Below are 16,969 nucleotides of genomic sequence, written 5' to 3' on the forward strand. Positions count from 1 at the left end.
TAGGTAGATACATTGAAAAGCTTCCGATCGCTATAGAGACGCAAAAACTATGCTGAGTGAATCTTCCCGCCTGGTGTACGGCGATGAATTAATTACCGCCACTGAATTGAACCGATCGTCGGGTCGAATTCTGGATTTAGCGATGACGCAGCCTGTCACCATCACTCGCAACGATCAGCATTTTGCGTTGCTGCGTCGCGATGAGATGGCGCTGTTGGTAAAAGCCGCCGCCTTCTCCGTGAGAGTCTTTGAGATAACAGCCGCTGCTTATCGGTTGCGTTTGGGAGAAGAAATTGGTTTAGAAAATCTCTATGGGTGGCTGAAAGTATTTGACGAAGAAGAACTCAGCGAATTAATCGCAGAAATAGAGAAAGATTACCGTTTAGTGGAGTCAGAACCTGCGGCTTGGGATCGGATTGAGGCAACGATTTATGAATGGCATCAAAGTGCGATCGCAATTTCTAGCCCTGAACTTGCAACAGCTTTTAGCGATGAAATTGATGAGGTGTTACTGACTCAACCGATCGCAGAAAACACTACCGAATCTGCTACTGTATGACGCATTCTGCACCCATTCCAGAGGATTCAAAAAGCCCGATGTCTCCTGAAGAACAGCCGACACCATCACCCGCAACTCTTGAAGCCGAAGCGGAAATTGCTACAATAGCGCCTGTGCTGTCAGAGTTGGTAGAACCTCCTGAAGAACCGCTGACATCACCGCGAACAAAGCAATCTGCCAAAGGAAGCGAAACAGAATCGATCGCACAAATAGCTGCATTGCCTTGGTTAGTAGTAGCGAAAAACCGACGGGTAAACCGAGATTGGGAAGCCTTAATGTTACGCGCCCCTGAGAATACTCGCCGATGCTATCAAGATTTATGTACTGCGCCGATGACGAGAAAACCAAAGAGAGTTTTTCCATTAAAAGGTAAACTCTACAAAGGTGCATGGGAGTATGAAGTAACAGGTTCAGACCGAGTATTTTATGTGCCGGATGAAGACAAACGCAAAGTGCTTGTTTACTACGCGGGGACTCATCCTAAATCAGCTCCATTTCCTCCGTAAAACAAGTGAAGATTTAGAAACCGGGTTTCTGCGTCAAATCTGGTGGGGATGCAAAAAATATTAGAGAAACCCGGTTTCTGGGCCTGGGCGCGTCAGGATTTACCCACTATCGCCAAAGAAACCGGGTTTTTAAGGAATTTTGCGACTGCGACGAAGTTTCTGCCAAAAAACCCGGTTTCTGGGCCTGAGTTCGATCGCCCTTGATGCGCCTCAGAATTGAGAAACCGGGTTTCTGCGTCAAATCTGGTGGGGATGCGAAAAATATCAGAGAAACCCGGTTTCTGGGCCTGCGTCGGATTTACCCACTATCGCCAAAGAAACCGGGTTTTTACGGGATTTTGCGACTGCGACGAAGTTTCTGCAAAAAAACCCGGTTTCTGGGCCTAAGTTCGATCGCCCTTAAATCCCTACAACACCGATTATTCCGTACTTTCACCAGTATTTACAGAACTTTACAAAAAAAACTTGAGAGTTTTGCATAAAAACACCGAGCTCACCCTGATAGATATACAGGAACAACAAAAAGGCAATGAGGCCAAACCTCAAACCCCGAAAACACCCGTTGTTCCGTACTTCCACGCCGTTTTCGCAAAACTTTCAAAAAAAAGTTGAGAGTTTTGCATAAAACCACTGAGTTCACCCTGATAAATATACAGGAAGAACAAAAAGGCAATGAGGCCAAACCTCAAACCCCCAAAACACCCGTTGTTCCGTACTTACACGCAGTGTTTGCGAAACTTTCAAAAAAAACTTGAGAGTTTTGCATAAAAACACCGAGCTCACCCTGATAAGTAAATGTAAGGGAAATTACGAGGTTCGATCGCACTTGTTGAGATTTATTCAAAAGTGCGATCGCCCGCAACTTCCCGATCGCACATCGCATTTCGCGAGGCTTCAGTTTGGGTAAATGACGGATCTACGACAGTTCGAGAGTGCATAAGTGCATAAGTGCGATCGGGCTTGTCGATAGAGTCGCTTTGTCAATTTTCAGAACACATTGTATCTACCACACGAGGATAAATATCATGGCTACTCCTAACTTTGAATTCGATAAAGTTTACGATCAACTGGTTAAAGAAGGCGGAAAAAGTCAAGTTGTTTATATCAACGGAATGTTCACACCTCCGGACGCTTTTGATACTCAAAAAAATCAGCTTGACAATCTTTTTAACTTAAAAGGAAATGAAACTATTACTGGAGGTCATAAAGGTTCACTTCTGTACACACCTTATTACAATGAATCAGATTATACTGGCGACCTTGTTACAACTGTCGTCAAGAAAGTTATTGACGGGATACTTGAAGCAGCCACACCATTTTTTCTAGAAAAGATCTCAAAAAACATTTCAATCACTTCAATGTTTAAGTATTTCCAAGATTTATCAAACCCTAAATTAAAAGGTATGATAAATAATGTTTTTCAAGATTTGTTTGAAAGTATTGTCACTGGAAAGCCTGAAGGAAATCTCGGCATTGTTTCAGATACTCTTGAAATGGTCAAAATGTTTTTTGACAATCCTGTTCAGGCTTTGGCTAGTGGTGAACTATTAAGTCAAGCAGTCTTGTTTCTTACTAATTTTCTTCCGCAACCTTGGGATACTGCTTATGATACTTTAATTGCAACTTTACCCGATGATTTTAAAGAGTCATTAGCTCAATACTGGTATCAGAGTCCCGATAAAAGTCAAGCTTTAAATGGTAAATGGACAAATACAGCCAGTAACTTACTGACCCTACCAGATTCTAATAACTCTTTGATTTTGATGGGTTACTCTCAAGGGAACTTTTTTCTTGAAGATGGTTTAATAGAGATGGGAACAAAGATAGATCCATCTCGCGTCAGAACCTTAGCTTTTGGATCTCCAACAAGTTACTTTCAATCCAAAAAAGTTGTTAGCTTTTACGGGAAAAATATTGCCAATCCGTTAGATCCAGTGACAAAATTGCAATTTAATTCAGACGACTTGTTTACTAAAACTTCAAAACTATTCCAGATGTTACAAGGAATTGTTCAAGGTAACATGGGTCAACATGACTTCAATAATTATGTACAACGGGATGATATTAAAGAGAGTCTCAAAGAGTTCTTCTATGACTTGCATCCCAAAGGGTACTATTTCCCTAGTAAAAATATATCAATGCGTCCCGGAACAGAACATGATGACTGGATTAAAGGAGATGGCGACATTCAAGGAGGCTTACGCAACGATGTCTTGCAAGGTGGAAATGGCAGTGATAAATTAAGTGGTGACTCTGGCTTCGACTTTTTAGATGGTGGAGGAGGAACTGATACTGCTAGTTACTCCGGCAGCCCAATTGGCATTAAAGTTTGGGCTGATAAAGTTGCTGGTTCCGATGTTTACAAAGTTGAAGATGGCTTTGTTGTCAAAGGCCAGAAAACTGTAGACACTCTGGGAAATATCGAAATCATCAGCGGCTCAAATTTCAATGACACAATGACTGGCGGTGACTACAGCGATATCTTTTACGGCCAAGGTGGAAACGATCTTTTTTGGGGACAAAAAGGAGACGATAAATTCTATGGTGGTACGGGTAATGACACAGCTTACGGAGGCGATGATAATGATGACCTCCGAGGTGATGAAGGCCGCGACGATTTAAGAGGAGAAAAGGGCAACGATACTCTCTACGGCGGTCGAGATAATGACTTCCTATACGGCGGCGATGACAATGACGAACTTCGGGGCGAACAAGGCGCTGATGATCTCCGAGGAGAAAAGGGCAACGACACTCTCTACGGCGGCACCGAAAATGATTCCTTGTACGGCGGTCAAGGTGAAGACAAACTCTACGGCGAAGAAGGAGACGATGATTTAAAAGGAGAAGAAAATAACGATTCTCTTTACGGTGGAACTGGCAAAGATACCCTCAATGGTGGCACTGGAAATGACGATTTACGAGGCGAAAAAGGCGATGACTTGCTACAAGGAGAAGCCGGAAACGACACTTTATATGGTGGCGATGACCAAGACAAACTTTACGGTGGATTAAATGCCGACTTACTCTACGGCAACGCTGGCAACGACCAACTTTTCGGTGAAGATGGCGATGACATCATCGACGGTGGTAGCGACAACGATACCCTCATCGGAGGCACCGGCGATGACAAACTCTACGGCCAATCCGGCAACGACATCATCCAAGGAAACACCGGCGAAGACTACGCCGAAGGTGGCAGCGGCCGCGACTTCATCCAAGGCAACGAAGGCAACGATATCCTCTACGGACAAGATGGCAGCGACACCATAGAAGGTAACGCCGATGACGATTTCATCGATGGCGGCAGCGGCCAAGACTCCCTTGTCGGCAATACCGGAGATGACAGAATTTACGGACAAGGCGGCAACGATGTCATCCAAGGCAACGAAAACAATGACTGGCTAGAAGGCGGCGACGGCCAAGACATTATTGATGGGGGAACTGACGACGATGATATTTACGGACAAGCTGGCGATGACAATCTTTTCGGCAGTCAAGGCCAAGATTACATCGATGGTGGCGACGGCAAAGATACCTTGTTTGGCGGCGCCGATGACGACGTACTTTTAGGCCAAGCCGGCGACGATACTCTCAACGGCAACGCCGGCAACGACGAATTATTTGGCGGTACTGGCAATGACTCGTTAATCGGAGAAATCGGCGACGATTTGATTGACGGCGGTGAAGGAGTCGATCTCGTTAATTACATCAATTCTCCCAAGGGCGTTATCGTTAATATTGACGAAAGTAGCGACTACGAAACGAACACCAAACAACGTTTCAAAGAATTCGTTACTGATGTCAATCCCAGCGAATATTACACCGAACTCGAACGGGATTTTGAAATTGCGGCTGGTACTGGTAAAGATGGTTTTGGCAATACCGATGCTTTGAGAAACTTAGAAGACATCATCGGTACTCGCTTTGAAGACATCTTAATTGGCAACGAAAAAGATAACCGAATTTGGGCATTAGAAGGCAACGATTTATTAATTGGCAATGCCGGCAATGACTCATTTTACGGCGGAGAAGGCATCGATATTCTCAGCTACCGCCGCGACCCGAACGGCGTTACTGTCAACTTAAAAACAGGCGATGCTACGGACGGTTGGGGAGACCAAGACAAGATTACTGGCATTGAAAACGTTGCCGGTTCTCGGCAGGACGATAATATTACCGGCGACGATAGCGTTAACGTTATCACTGGCGATGCTGGGAACGATCGCATTTACGGACTCGGAGGCGACGACAAACTCTACGGCGAATTCGGCAACGACTTAATCTACGGCGGCGACGGCGGCGACAGCATCTACGGCAATCAAGACCGAGACACCCTTTACGGTGAAGCCGGTCGAGACTACATCCGAGGTGGCGACGCCGACGACTTAATTTACGCCGGTAGCGATGACGATACCGTTGCTGGAGACGCTGGAAGAGGCAACGACACGATTTTTGGCGAAACAGGCAAAGACCTACTCTACGGTGGCGCTGGCGACGATTTTGTATACGGTGGCGCAGACAAAGACACCATCTACGGCGAAGGCGAAAACGACAAACTCTACGGAGAAGGAGACACCGACCTAATCTATGGCGGCACCGGCGACGACGAACTCTCCGGCGGCGACGAAAAAGACACTCTCATCGGCGAAGCGGGCAACGACACTCTCAGAGGTGATGCAGGCGACGACACCCTAGACGCCGGAACAGGCAACGACTATCTCTACGGCGGTACGGGCAAAGACACCCTGAATGCAGGCCTCGGCAACGACCAACTTTACGGTGGCGACGATGCCGACATCCTCCTCGGCAAAGAAGGCGACGACAACCTCTACGGGGAAGCCGGCGACGACACCCTCGATGCAGCCGAAGGCAACGACAACCTCTACGGCGGCGACGGCAAAGACATCCTCGATGCTGGCATTGGCAACGATCGACTTTGGGGAGGTGAAGGCGATGACACTTTATTAGCCAAAGCAGGCGATGACAACCTCTACGGCGAAGGTGGCAACGACATCCTCGATGCAGCAGAAGGCAATGACAACCTCTACGGTGGCGACGGCAAAGACTTCCTCGATGCTGGAATCGGCAACGATCGACTTTGGGGAGGCGAAGGCGAGGACACTTTATTAGCCAAAGCAGGCGACGACAACCTCTACGGCGAAGGCGGCAACGACATCCTCGATGCAGCAGAAGGCAACGACAACCTCTACGGTGGCGATGGCAAAGACTTCCTCGATGCTGGAATTGGCAACGACCAACTTTGGGGAGGTGAAGGCGAGGACACTTTATTAGCCAAAGCTGGCGATGACAACTTGTTTGGCGAAGGCGGCAACGACATCCTCTATGCAGCAGAAGGCAATGACAGTCTCTACGGCGATCGCGGCAAAGACTTTCTGGACGCCGGAAGTGGCAACGACATACTTTGGGGCGGTCAAGATGACGACACTTTATTAGCCCAAGCTGGCGATGACAACTTGTTTGGAGAATCTGGCAACGACATCCTCTATGCAGCAGATGGTAACGATTCCCTTTACGGCGATCGCGGCAAAGACTTCCTCGACGCAGGAAGTGGCAACGACATACTGTGGGGAGGCCAAGACGATGACACTTTATTAGCCAAAGCAGGTGACGACAACCTATTTGGGGAATCTGGCAACGACTTCCTCGATGCAGCAGAAGGCAACGACAACCTCTACGGCGGCGACGGCAAAGACACCCTGTTCGGTCAAGCTGGCAACGACTTATTGCAAGGCGGTGCCGGCGACGACTCGCTGTTAGCAGGCGAAGGCAACGATACCCTGTTCGGTCAAGCTGACAGCGACACTCTCTACGGCTTCGGTGGCGATGACATCCTGGAAGGCAACTCAGGAACAGACCGACTTTTTGGCGAACTCGGCAACGACTCTCTCGACGGCGGTACTGAAAACGATACCCTGGAAGGCGGCGACGGTAACGACATCCTGGACGGCGGCGAAAATAACGACAGTTTGTTCGGACAAGTCGGCAACGACACCGTTATCGGCAACAGCGGCGATGACATGGTTGATGGCGGTTCCGGCAATGATTTGCTTCAGGGGAACGAAGGGCGCGATCGAATTTACGGTCAATCCGGCCTCGACACCCTGTTCGGCGGCGATGATAGCGACACTCTTTGGGGAGGAGACGACGCGGACAAATTGCTGGGAGAATCCGGCAGTGATACCCTGTTCGGCGGTAGCGGCAACGACCAACTCGACGGCGGCGAAGATAGCGACACCCTTTGGGGAGAAGCGGGCAACGATAAGCTAGCGGGCGGAACAGAAGACGATTTCGTGGACGGCGGCACCGAAAACGACACTCTCTCCGGCAATGATGGCAGTGACAAATTATACGGGCGCCAAGGCAACGACTTCTTAGAAGGCAATGACGATGACGATCGACTGTGGGGCGGCGATAACGACGATACGCTGTTGGGACAAAGCGGAGACGACCAACTGTGGGGCGAATCGGGCAATGACAGCCTCAATGGTGGCGAAGGAGGCGATCGACTTTTCGGTCAAATCGGCAAAGATACCCTCTCTGGTAACAATGGCGACGACTACTTAGAAGGCGGTGCAGACGACGATAGCATGACTGGAGGTGCTGGGCGCGATCGAATTTTCGGAAACGACGGCAACGACTTCGCCGACGGCAACAGCGGCGACGACTACATCGACGGCGGTGCGAACAACGATACCTTAGCAGGCGGTGAAGGGGTCGATCGCATTTTCGGTCAATCCGGCAACGACAGCCTCGAAGGCAACGATGACAACGACTTCCTCGATGCAGGTACCGGAAATGACCGCGTATTCGGCAACGACGGCGACGACGAACTCTACGGCCGCGAAGACCGAGATTTGATCGACGGCGGCCGCGGCAACGACCAAATCCACGGCGGAGATGCAGCCGACACCCTCCTCGGACAAGTTGGAGACGACAACATCGACGGTGGTTCCGGCGGCGACTCGATTTACGGCAACGACGGCAGCGACAACATTTGGGCGCAAGCAGGCAACGACTCGATTTACGGCGGCGCTGGCAACGACAACATTTGGGGTAACGAAGACGATGACCTAATTTTTGGAGAAGCAGGCCAAGACAAAATCGACGGCGGTTCCGGCTACGACACCATCGACGGTGGCGCTGGCAACGACGAACTGTTCGGCGGTACGGGCAACGACCAATTATTAGGAGGCGCGGGCAACGACAGAATTGACGGCAGCATCGATGACGACAAACTGTTCGGAGGTGCCGGCAACGACTTGATATTTGGCAGTCAAGGGCAAGACACGATTTTGGGCGAAGTCGGAGAAGACACCCTCTACGGTGGCGACGAAACCGACTTGATGGACGGCGGTGCGAGTAACGACTTGGTTGTCGGCGACTCCGGCGACGACACCCTCACAGGCGACTCCGGCGACGACACCCTCACAGGTGGCATGGGCAACGACTTCATGGGCGGAGGCAACGGCGACGACTTGATGTTCGGCGAATGCGACGACGACACGATGCTGGGAGGCGCTGGTAAGGACACTCTCGACGGCGGTTGCGGCAACGACTTGCTAACCGGGGAAGCCGGAAGTGACAACCTGTTGGGCAACGAAGGCGATGACAGTCTCGACGGCGGCAGCAGCGATGACACCCTCGATGGCGGTAATGGCAACGACTTCTTAAATGGTGGCAGCGGCAACGATAGCCTTAATGGCAACGACGGCGATGACAGCGTTTACGGCGGCGAAGGAAACAACGTGCTCAAGGGCGGAAACGGTCAAGATTCGCTGATTGGAGGCAGTAGTTCCGACATATTTGTACTAGCACCAAGTTCGGGACTGGATCATGTATTCTACTTCCAGGGCGATCGGGATTACCTCGGACTCTCACAAGACCTCACTTTTGACCAATTGCAAATAGTTCAAGGTGGCGAGAATTATACTAACGATGCTTTGATTAGCATCGCAGGCACCGGCGAACATTTAGCTTGGTTGAAAGATACTCAAGCCAAAACAGTTGACAGTTCTCGCTTTGTCTCCATCACTCCCGGAGGTGCGCTTCCGGCAGCTTTCAATACACCATTGAGTATTGACATTTTGACTGGTCAACCAGTTGATGGCGATGATACTTTAGCATCCTTTGGAAGCGGTTCTAGCGCTAGCTTGTCCAGCGCTATTCCTGCATCAATTAGTCTGCCAAACAGCACAACTACTGCACCGATTAGTCTGTCAACTGCCACGACTACCGCAGCAGCAAGTCTCAGCCTGCCATTGACAACAGGTACTAATTCAGCTAGTGCAACTGCACCAATTAGTCTGTCAACTACCACGACTACCGCAGCAGCAAGTATGATTCTGCAACCATTAACAACAGGTAGTAATCCAGTTACTGCAACAGCAACTTCTGCCAAAACCACCACCAATGACATCTTGCTGAATAGTGGTTCAATTCCAACCATGAACAGTTTTAGTGGCATGGACGATGACATCCTCATCTATGACACAAAGAGCTTGTTGAGTTCTCTCACCAGCGCTCAAACTCAGCCAATTCTGCCTTTGAAAGCGGCGAGTGTTAGTAGTTCAATTATCCCAACTGCGAATGCTGCTAAGGACAACAGCCTTTTAATTACTCCGGCTGCAAGTCCAATTAACCCGCTAACGAATAGCAGTTTGACTAGCATTTCTAGCGTGAAGTAATTGTAGATTTGCTTGAGGGCGATCGAATAGATAAAAACCCGATTTCTTAAAGAAATCGGGTTTTTTGCAGTTTTTGCGGTTGGTAATATCAAATCCGGGTTAGCTATTGTCGCGATCGAGGGTATGGTGCATTGCTCATTATCACTGGATATTCAAATACTCACATTTGAGCTGTTCAATTTTAGATAGCAATGTTAACGGCCAAACAATCCCCTTAGAGCACCAATAGCTGTACCCACTATTCCACCAGCAACGAAGCCCACTGATGCAGCAACTTCCTTACCTAAATTGCTGCCCGTTAATCGGTCTACAACAGTACCAACTGCCAAACCAACTTTTTCACCAATCTCAGCCCCTTTTGCCGCGCCTTCAGCAACTTTGCTAAACCAACTTTTTGCACGAGGTACAAACTCAGGTGTATCGTCAATATCGTCTTGAGTTACTTCGATGGCAGGAGGGCGCGCTTCACTAAAATCTTCCGGAAGTTCTCGATGTGCAGTTTTTGAATTAGATTCACTGAGATGTACATGGACACTACTATGAATATAGTTATCCTGACGTGGCTGCTTATCCTGACGTGGTTGTGAATCTTCCTCAGGCGAGGTTGTTTTAGACCTAGATTCATCAATCTTCAAGCCTCTCCAATTAGTTATTTCAAATAAAAAACCATCTAATCCCTCCTCTGATATCCGAACAAATGTCTTAACGAATAAGCGACCAAGCCACAGCTTACCATCGGGAGTCCTAGGCAACTTATTGCTCACGGCTACGGATGGAATTGTTGAAGCAATCTCTTTCCCAGCCGACCTTGCGATTTCTTCATGGAGTAAGCGTGTTCTTTCGGTAAGGTAGCGAGAGAAATTCTCAGGCTCAACTTTGTCAGCTCGCGTAAAAATGATCACTGCTCTTTTCCAGATATCTTTACCAAAAGCAGTCGTGGTATGTCGAATAGTATCAATCTCATCAGTCCTGACACGATTATCGTCTAGTAAAGTTACAAACCAAAGACAGTCGATTGGTTCAGTGATTTTAGAGTTAATCAACTCAAGGTATTTTGCATTACTCCCATCGGCATCACACAATCCGGGCGTATCATATACAACATACGGAATCGTAGCACTTGTAGGCGAAGTGTATGCTTTGACAACTTTTGTCTCAGCCTCAAATTCTCCAACGGGTGCAACCTCTCGTCCCATCAAAGAATTAATCGTACTCGATTTTCCAACACCTGTTCTTCCCACCAAGAGAAATGAAAATCCTCTGTCCTTTGCTCTCTCTTGTATTTGAGAAAACTGATCTGTCCCTAGAGTTGTTGCAGGTGTTTCCTCACTAAATACAACATATGAGTCCCGAATAAATTGCTCGATTCGATCTTTATCACTCTTGAAAGCCAATCTTGCGGCCACAGCAATTTGGGCAAAATCATCTTGATTGATATATTTAAGCCATTTTTCAAAGTCTTCTCGAAGTAAAAAATAAATTCCATCTTGCGGAATTCGTTCGCAAATTTTTACTAGCTGTTCAGGAGACCCTGCCTGCTCACCATTACGAAAAATGAATGGATGATAGTTACCTTGCGTAAAAATAGACACCATATATCTCTGCGATACCATTTTACAAACTTTTCATACGACTTAAAACACAAGACTGAAAGATTAATTAAGATGCACTTTTATACAATTCTTCGCTGAATACCAATTATTGGTTTAACTTATAATTTTACGGCATCTGCGGTACAATTACATTTTTAGTTGGCTTATCCCGCATATCTGCGGTTTAAACTCCGAACATTCTCAACAGCTTGTTGTCTGCTTTGATGTTAACTCAAAAAATAAACCACTCCGATCGCCCTGTCGGCAAGAAAAAGTGACACGATCTTGTAAACTTACGTAAATTACCTCGATCGATTTGAGATTTGAGGTTGACGATCCTTATACTCGGAGTTAGGGATTTTTCAGATATTTTTCTACTATAGCTGGTTTAAGAGTTCTGTGGGCGAGTAAATGGGGAGGTTGCTACCAATGAAGTCTTTCCGATCGCGCGTGACGATCGCATCGAGTCGATCGAGTGTCGCGCAGGCGAGTTGGATGCTGTCTTCAAAGTCTTTCAGACCAAGGCCCAGAGCAGTTTCGACGGTTTGGCGATCGACAGCACAAAATCTCAGTCCAGTTAGTAGCCGATGAATGGCAGCAAGGGCGACTTCACGACCTTCGGTTTTGCGGATGATGTAGAAAATATTGGTGATGGTAGTTGCGGCGATATAGCCTTCCAAGTTGCCCCGTTCAATTTGCTCGAAAAGGGCGATCGCACTCTCGACAAAGGGTTCCCGTTCCAAGATTCAGTCCAGGACGATGTTGGTATCGATGAGAATTTTCACGGGATGGCTTACTGGTATTTTTGGGTGAGATAGTCGCTATATTCTGTTTGCAGTTCATCATCGCTAGGGGCTGACCCAGAATGTTTGGCGATGCCCCGAAGTCCGGTGAGGGTGCCAGGAGGGATAGCCTGTTGAGGAGTGGCGAGTTGTTTTTGCTGGAGAAATTCAGCGAAGTGGAGGACTTCGTTGATTTGGCTTTCTGGGAAAGTTTGGATCAGTTGATAGAGTCTTTCGGTGGCTGTCATGGCTTTTAGAGAGTGGGTGGGCTTTATCGTCTCCTAACACAACTTTGGCATCTTACTCCGATCGCCCTGTCGGCAAGAAAAACTGACACGATCTTGTAAACTTACGCAATTTTAATAGCTTCGATCGCGCGTACTTGCAACCTTGACGACAGCTACAACTCATCGATCGTCACCAACCCACCTTCTGTAAACTGAATAACAAGTTCTTGCTCATCCAGCAAGGCAGTTCCCAGTAAAGGTCGCCTTCCTGTCGCAAGGACAAGGACTTCTCGCTCTTCACCATCCCAAAGGACGATCGCTTCGTGAATTGGTAGCAAGACTTCACTATTATCTGCCAAATTTGCGGGAATATCGTGTCTAAAGGTTAAGCCCATCAATAAAACAGCTTCTAGAGGAAGACATAATTCCCCAGTGAAGCCTGTATCTATCACAAACTCAATAGGGATGCTTGAGCCATTCGATAGCAAGAAAGTCAGCGTTACTGTTGCGTGTCTATTTGTCACAATCCCTGAAATCACTTGTATACACGCTCCATGACACCACCAAATGAGACAGCAACGTTATATCCAATACGAATACCAAAGAGTCGAGCATTTGGGTGCTTCTTGCTGAGGTTACGAGATGCTTGCAATCCAGTTTTATCGACTTCATAATCACCTGTCTCAATGTCGATGATTACCATCTTGCCGATGTTCTCTTCCACTTCTACCTTTTCGCGGATGGTGCTTTCATACAATTGCTTGGCACGTTTCGCAACTTCTTCACGGCTTAAAAGGATTGCTTGCATAGGTTGACTCCCAGGCTTTTCTGTGAATCCTTCAATTATAGCGCACGCACAAACAGGGCGATCCTTGCGCGGTTAATTCAGTAAAATTGTTTTATTTTCCGACAAGCAGCTCTAACCCATAATAAGATGTAACCGGAAAAAGCTATTACACTTGTGATGAGAAAAAAAGGAAAAACCGATGACCCAATATCAATTAACACCCGCCAAATACCACCACGTACAAGTAGTTGTTTCCCTAAACCGCGTTCACTTAGACAACTATCAAACCCCTGATGAGGCTCTAACAAAACTAATCGAACTCGGTTACAGTCCAGAACTGCGCTATCAATGGAATCCAGAACGCAACGAATTCGATCTATACGCCCTAATTCACGACTTGCCACTGGAAGAATCACAAATGACTGATGAAAAATGTGCAGAGTTTTTCCAGCATTTTAAACACAGTCAAATATATGCGATCGGATGCGGTAACGCTGACCCAGATTGGCTGTTTGCTTGGGATTTTGATGACCCACGCCGTCACGCTAAGCCAGAAGAAATTGAACCTTTACCAGCAGCTACGGCAGCTTAAATCTTCGACTAGGTGCGTGAGGCTTCAGAAACCGGGTTTCTGCGTAAAATCTGGTGAGGATGTGAAAAATCTCAGAGAAACCCGGTTTCTTAGACCAAGCGACGCACCCCAACCAAAGAAACCGGGTTTTCCCCAAATTTTTCGACTGCGACGAAGTTTTGGCAAAAAAACCCGGTTTCTGAAACTAAGGTTGGATCGCATTTGTAGGAGAATTCCTGAAGGATTGCCTGTATATATTGAATTCCGATCGCCCTGCTTTTCCGTGATGTTCTGTATCATAACGCACGGACAAGCACGGCGATCCTAGTCCGGTTAATTTACTAAATTTATTTTATTTCCCAAAAATCCACTCAAAACATAATCTGTTACCGGAAAAACCTATGACACCTTAGAATATTAACTATCGACTGAAGCAAAATTGGATATTTTATATATCCAACATACAGCCACCTCGATCTCTTTTGTTATCATCTTCTCTGTTGTCTAACATCAATTAATTTTACTATGGTAGATTTCTTAAACCTAACTCCCGGAGCCGATGCCTTTCAAATTCCTGTTAGCGGACTCCCTAACGGCTTGTTAGGCGTTATCGGTTTGGGGGGAAACGATACGATTCAAGGTTCGCCAGTTGCCGATCGCATTTTTGGCAATCGCGGCGCCGATCGACTTTTTGGGCAAGATGGCGCGGATACGATTCGCGGCGGTGCGGGTAGCGACGAACTTGCGGGCAGCCGCGGAAATGACTTGCTAATCGGCGATCGCGGTGACGATTGGCTGCGCGGTGGTACGGGCGATGATGAGTTGCAGGGCGGATTGGGGGCTGATGTTCTGATTGGCGGAACGGGGCGCGATCGCTTGTTGGGCGGGCCGGGAGCAGATGTGTTTGCGATCGCACCGGATGCAACAGTCCTCACAGTCGATGGTGCCGATCGCATCCTAGATTTTAACCCGCTGGCAGGAGATGCGATCGCACTCACCGATGGCTTGACGGGCGATCGACTGCTTCTGGAAGCTAGCGGCAACGACACAGTGCTGCGGTTGCGGGATAACAACCGTATTTTGGCTGTAGCAGAGGGAGTCAAGCCGGCAGAAATTCGCGATCGCACCGTACCTCTGGCAAGCGCGATCGATAATGTGAGTGTGGGGGCGCAGAATTTAGGCGGGGGAAGTGGTGAAACTCAGGTGACAGGTAGTTTGGGCAAGGCCAACCGCCAGGATATTTACCGCCTCGAGCTCGATCGCGCCACGACTGTAGATTTGAGCTTAAACGGTTGGCAAAACTCGGCAGATGTGGACTTAGCCGTGATGCAGGATTTGAATGGAGATGGAGATTTAGCAGCAGATGAAGCGATCGCATCCTCCGAACAAACTAACAGCAATTCCGAGTCAATTCGATCGCTAACGCTAACTCCCGGCGAGTATTTCGTGCGAGTTAAGCAACAGCCCACCAGTCAAGTTACCGGTAATTCTATACTGCAACAGGGCGATCGACCTTCAGCAACTTTCCCGGCTGCTACCTATCAATTGACACTCAACCGGCGATCGGCCTCAGAAGCTGAGGCCGCTGCTGCCAAAACCCAGCGTGACAGCGAGATGCAGGCCTTTGCGACAGGCATCAAAGCCTATGTCTACGGCTATCCCCTCGTACTGATGGCAACTACCCAAGAAGTCTCAACCGCCGTCGCAGCACCGGATGGAGCCGGCCGCGCGCCGGTAAATGAGTTCGCCCACGTGCGACAGTTTCCCAATCCATCATTCAAAGATGTTGTCGCGCCCAATGTCGATACTCTCTACTCAACGGCTTGGTTGGATTTAACCAAAGAACCGATCGTCTTGCAGAGGCCGGATATGACGGGGCGCTATTACCTGATGCCCACTCTGGATGGTTGGACGAATGTGTTTGATTCTCCGGGAAATCGGACAACCGGCACTGGGGCGGGGGCTGCTGCGATCGTCGGGCCCAATTGGCAGGGAACTTTACCCCCCGGTTTGGGTGAAGTGCGATCGCCCACAAATCTAGCTTGGATCGTCGGGCGCACCCGCGTCGATGGCGTCGCCGACATCCCAAATGTAACAGCAATTCAGGACAAATACCGTTTGATACCTTTAAGCAATTGGGTCAGCGGCAATATACCAACCGCACCTGCAACTGTTCCGGCTCCTCCGGGAACAACTCCGCCGCCGCCGGTTCAAGTTGCCGGCTTGTCAGCAGATAGCTTCTATACCAAGCTCAACCAACTGATGAAGAGCAATCCGCCGACAGCAGCCGATGCGCCGCTGGTAGAGACTTTTAAGCCTTTTGGCTTGGCACCAACCCAAACATTTGATTTGGATTCCCTATCTTTCGCAGCGGCGCGAGGTTTAGAAAGGGCTGTACCCGCAGCACAAAAAATTATTTCCACAGCGGCTAGCGGTGAAAGCGATGCTGTTGAGGGTTGGACGATTTCTGGCGGTTTGGGCGACTACGGCACGGAATACTTAAAGCGGGCAGTCGTTGGCTTGGTAGGTTTGGGTGCGAATCTCGATGCCGATGCGCTATACCCAACAGCTTACAGCGATCGCGACGGTCAGCCGCTCAACGGTGCTAACAAATATGTACTGAGATTTGGGCCGGGAGAATTTCCACCGAGTCAAGCTTTTTGGTCTGTGACTATGTATGATGGCGATCGCCTGTTGGTAGAAAATAGTTTGAATCGGTATGCTTTGGGCGATCGAGATCCGTTGAAGTACAATGCTGACGGTTCCCTGGATATTTACATCCAAAATGCACCGACAGATGCGGCATTGCAGTCGAATTGGTTGCCGGCGCCCACGGGAGATTTTAACTTGACAATGCGTATTTACTGGCCCGAAGAAGAGGCTCTCAACGGTACTTGGACGCCGCCGGGAGTCCAGCGCGCGTGATATAGAAACCGCCACCGCAGTTAGCACACAAGTCATATCATGTCCCCTCGATTACCATAATAAAAAAGGTTCGTAGTGAGGACTTTAGTCCTTCTTCTGTCAAGGACTAAAGTCCTCACTACGAACCAAATCGAGCATTGCAATCCTTCCTGTTTCCCGATCGTACCGGAATCGATCGATCGTTCCTGCCTGATTTTTTTCAATTAGCACACAAGTCATATCATGTCCCCTCGATTACCATAGTAAAAAAGGTTCGTAGTGAGGACTTTAGTCCTTCTTCTGTCAAGGACTAAAGTCCTCACTACGAACCAAATC

Annotated in this window: 10 protein-coding genes; 5 read left to right on the forward strand and 5 right to left on the reverse strand. The window is 48.3% G+C overall.

From position 1 onward, the window contains the following. Nucleotides 1-49: 49 nt before the first annotated feature. The 3 genes from QZ938_RS01380 (at nucleotide 50) to QZ938_RS01390 (ending at nucleotide 9,770) form a co-directional block, all read left to right on the forward strand. The gene (locus QZ938_RS01380; RefSeq protein WP_293346426.1) at nucleotides 50-559 is read left to right on the forward strand and encodes a hypothetical protein; all 510 of its coding nucleotides are present in this window, start codon (nucleotides 50-52) and stop codon (nucleotides 557-559) included. Continuing rightward, the gene (locus tag QZ938_RS01385; protein ID WP_293346423.1) at nucleotides 556-1,065 is read left to right on the forward strand and encodes a hypothetical protein; all 510 of its coding nucleotides are present in this window, start codon (nucleotides 556-558) and stop codon (nucleotides 1,063-1,065) included. Before QZ938_RS01380 ends, QZ938_RS01385 begins: the two co-directional genes overlap by 4 nt. A gap of 1,025 nt (nucleotides 1,066-2,090) precedes the next feature. Continuing rightward, nucleotides 2,091-9,770, forward strand: coding sequence for a calcium-binding protein (locus QZ938_RS01390; protein WP_293346420.1), 7,680 nt, complete (start codon nucleotides 2,091-2,093; stop codon nucleotides 9,768-9,770). 194 nt (nucleotides 9,771-9,964) lie between these two features. Here the strand turns inward: QZ938_RS01390 and QZ938_RS01395 are convergent, their stop codons facing one another. From QZ938_RS01395 to QZ938_RS01415, 5 genes are all read right to left on the reverse strand, one after another. Beyond that, a complete protein-coding gene (locus QZ938_RS01395) occupies nucleotides 9,965-11,365 on the reverse strand; it encodes a GTPase (protein WP_293148707.1) in 1,401 nt (466 codons plus the stop codon). A 374-nt stretch (nucleotides 11,366-11,739) separates the two neighbouring features. After that, entirely contained in the window at nucleotides 11,740-12,105 is a 366-nt protein-coding gene (locus QZ938_RS01400) for a PIN domain-containing protein (RefSeq protein ID WP_293148709.1), read from the reverse strand. 50 nt (nucleotides 12,106-12,155) lie between these two features. After that, on the reverse strand, nucleotides 12,156-12,392 hold the full coding sequence (locus tag QZ938_RS01405) for a DUF2281 domain-containing protein (protein ID WP_293148711.1): 237 nt from the start codon (nucleotides 12,390-12,392) through the stop codon (nucleotides 12,156-12,158). Nucleotides 12,393-12,544: 152 nt separating this feature from the next. Beyond that, nucleotides 12,545-12,895 carry a clan AA aspartic protease gene (locus QZ938_RS01410; RefSeq protein ID WP_293148713.1) on the reverse strand — a complete coding sequence of 117 codons (351 nt, stop codon included), beginning with the start codon at nucleotides 12,893-12,895 and terminating at the stop codon, nucleotides 12,545-12,547. Between the two features lie 11 nt (nucleotides 12,896-12,906). Then, entirely contained in the window at nucleotides 12,907-13,179 is a 273-nt protein-coding gene (locus QZ938_RS01415) for a hypothetical protein (protein ID WP_293148715.1), read from the reverse strand. 178 nt (nucleotides 13,180-13,357) lie between these two features. Between QZ938_RS01415 and QZ938_RS01420 the strand changes: the two genes are divergently transcribed. Together QZ938_RS01420 and QZ938_RS01425 are read left to right on the forward strand one after the other, a co-directional pair. Beyond that, entirely contained in the window at nucleotides 13,358-13,750 is a 393-nt protein-coding gene (locus tag QZ938_RS01420; RefSeq protein ID WP_293346417.1) for a hypothetical protein, read from the forward strand. A gap of 504 nt (nucleotides 13,751-14,254) precedes the next feature. Continuing rightward, entirely contained in the window at nucleotides 14,255-16,654 is a 2,400-nt protein-coding gene (locus QZ938_RS01425) for a DUF1254 domain-containing protein (RefSeq protein ID WP_293346414.1), read from the forward strand. Nucleotides 16,655-16,969: the final 315 nt, after the last annotated feature.

Origin of the sequence: Microcoleus sp. CAWBG27 (genome assembly GCF_020883145.1) — a bacterium.
GTDB lineage: Bacteria > Cyanobacteriota > Cyanobacteriia > Cyanobacteriales > Microcoleaceae > Microcoleus.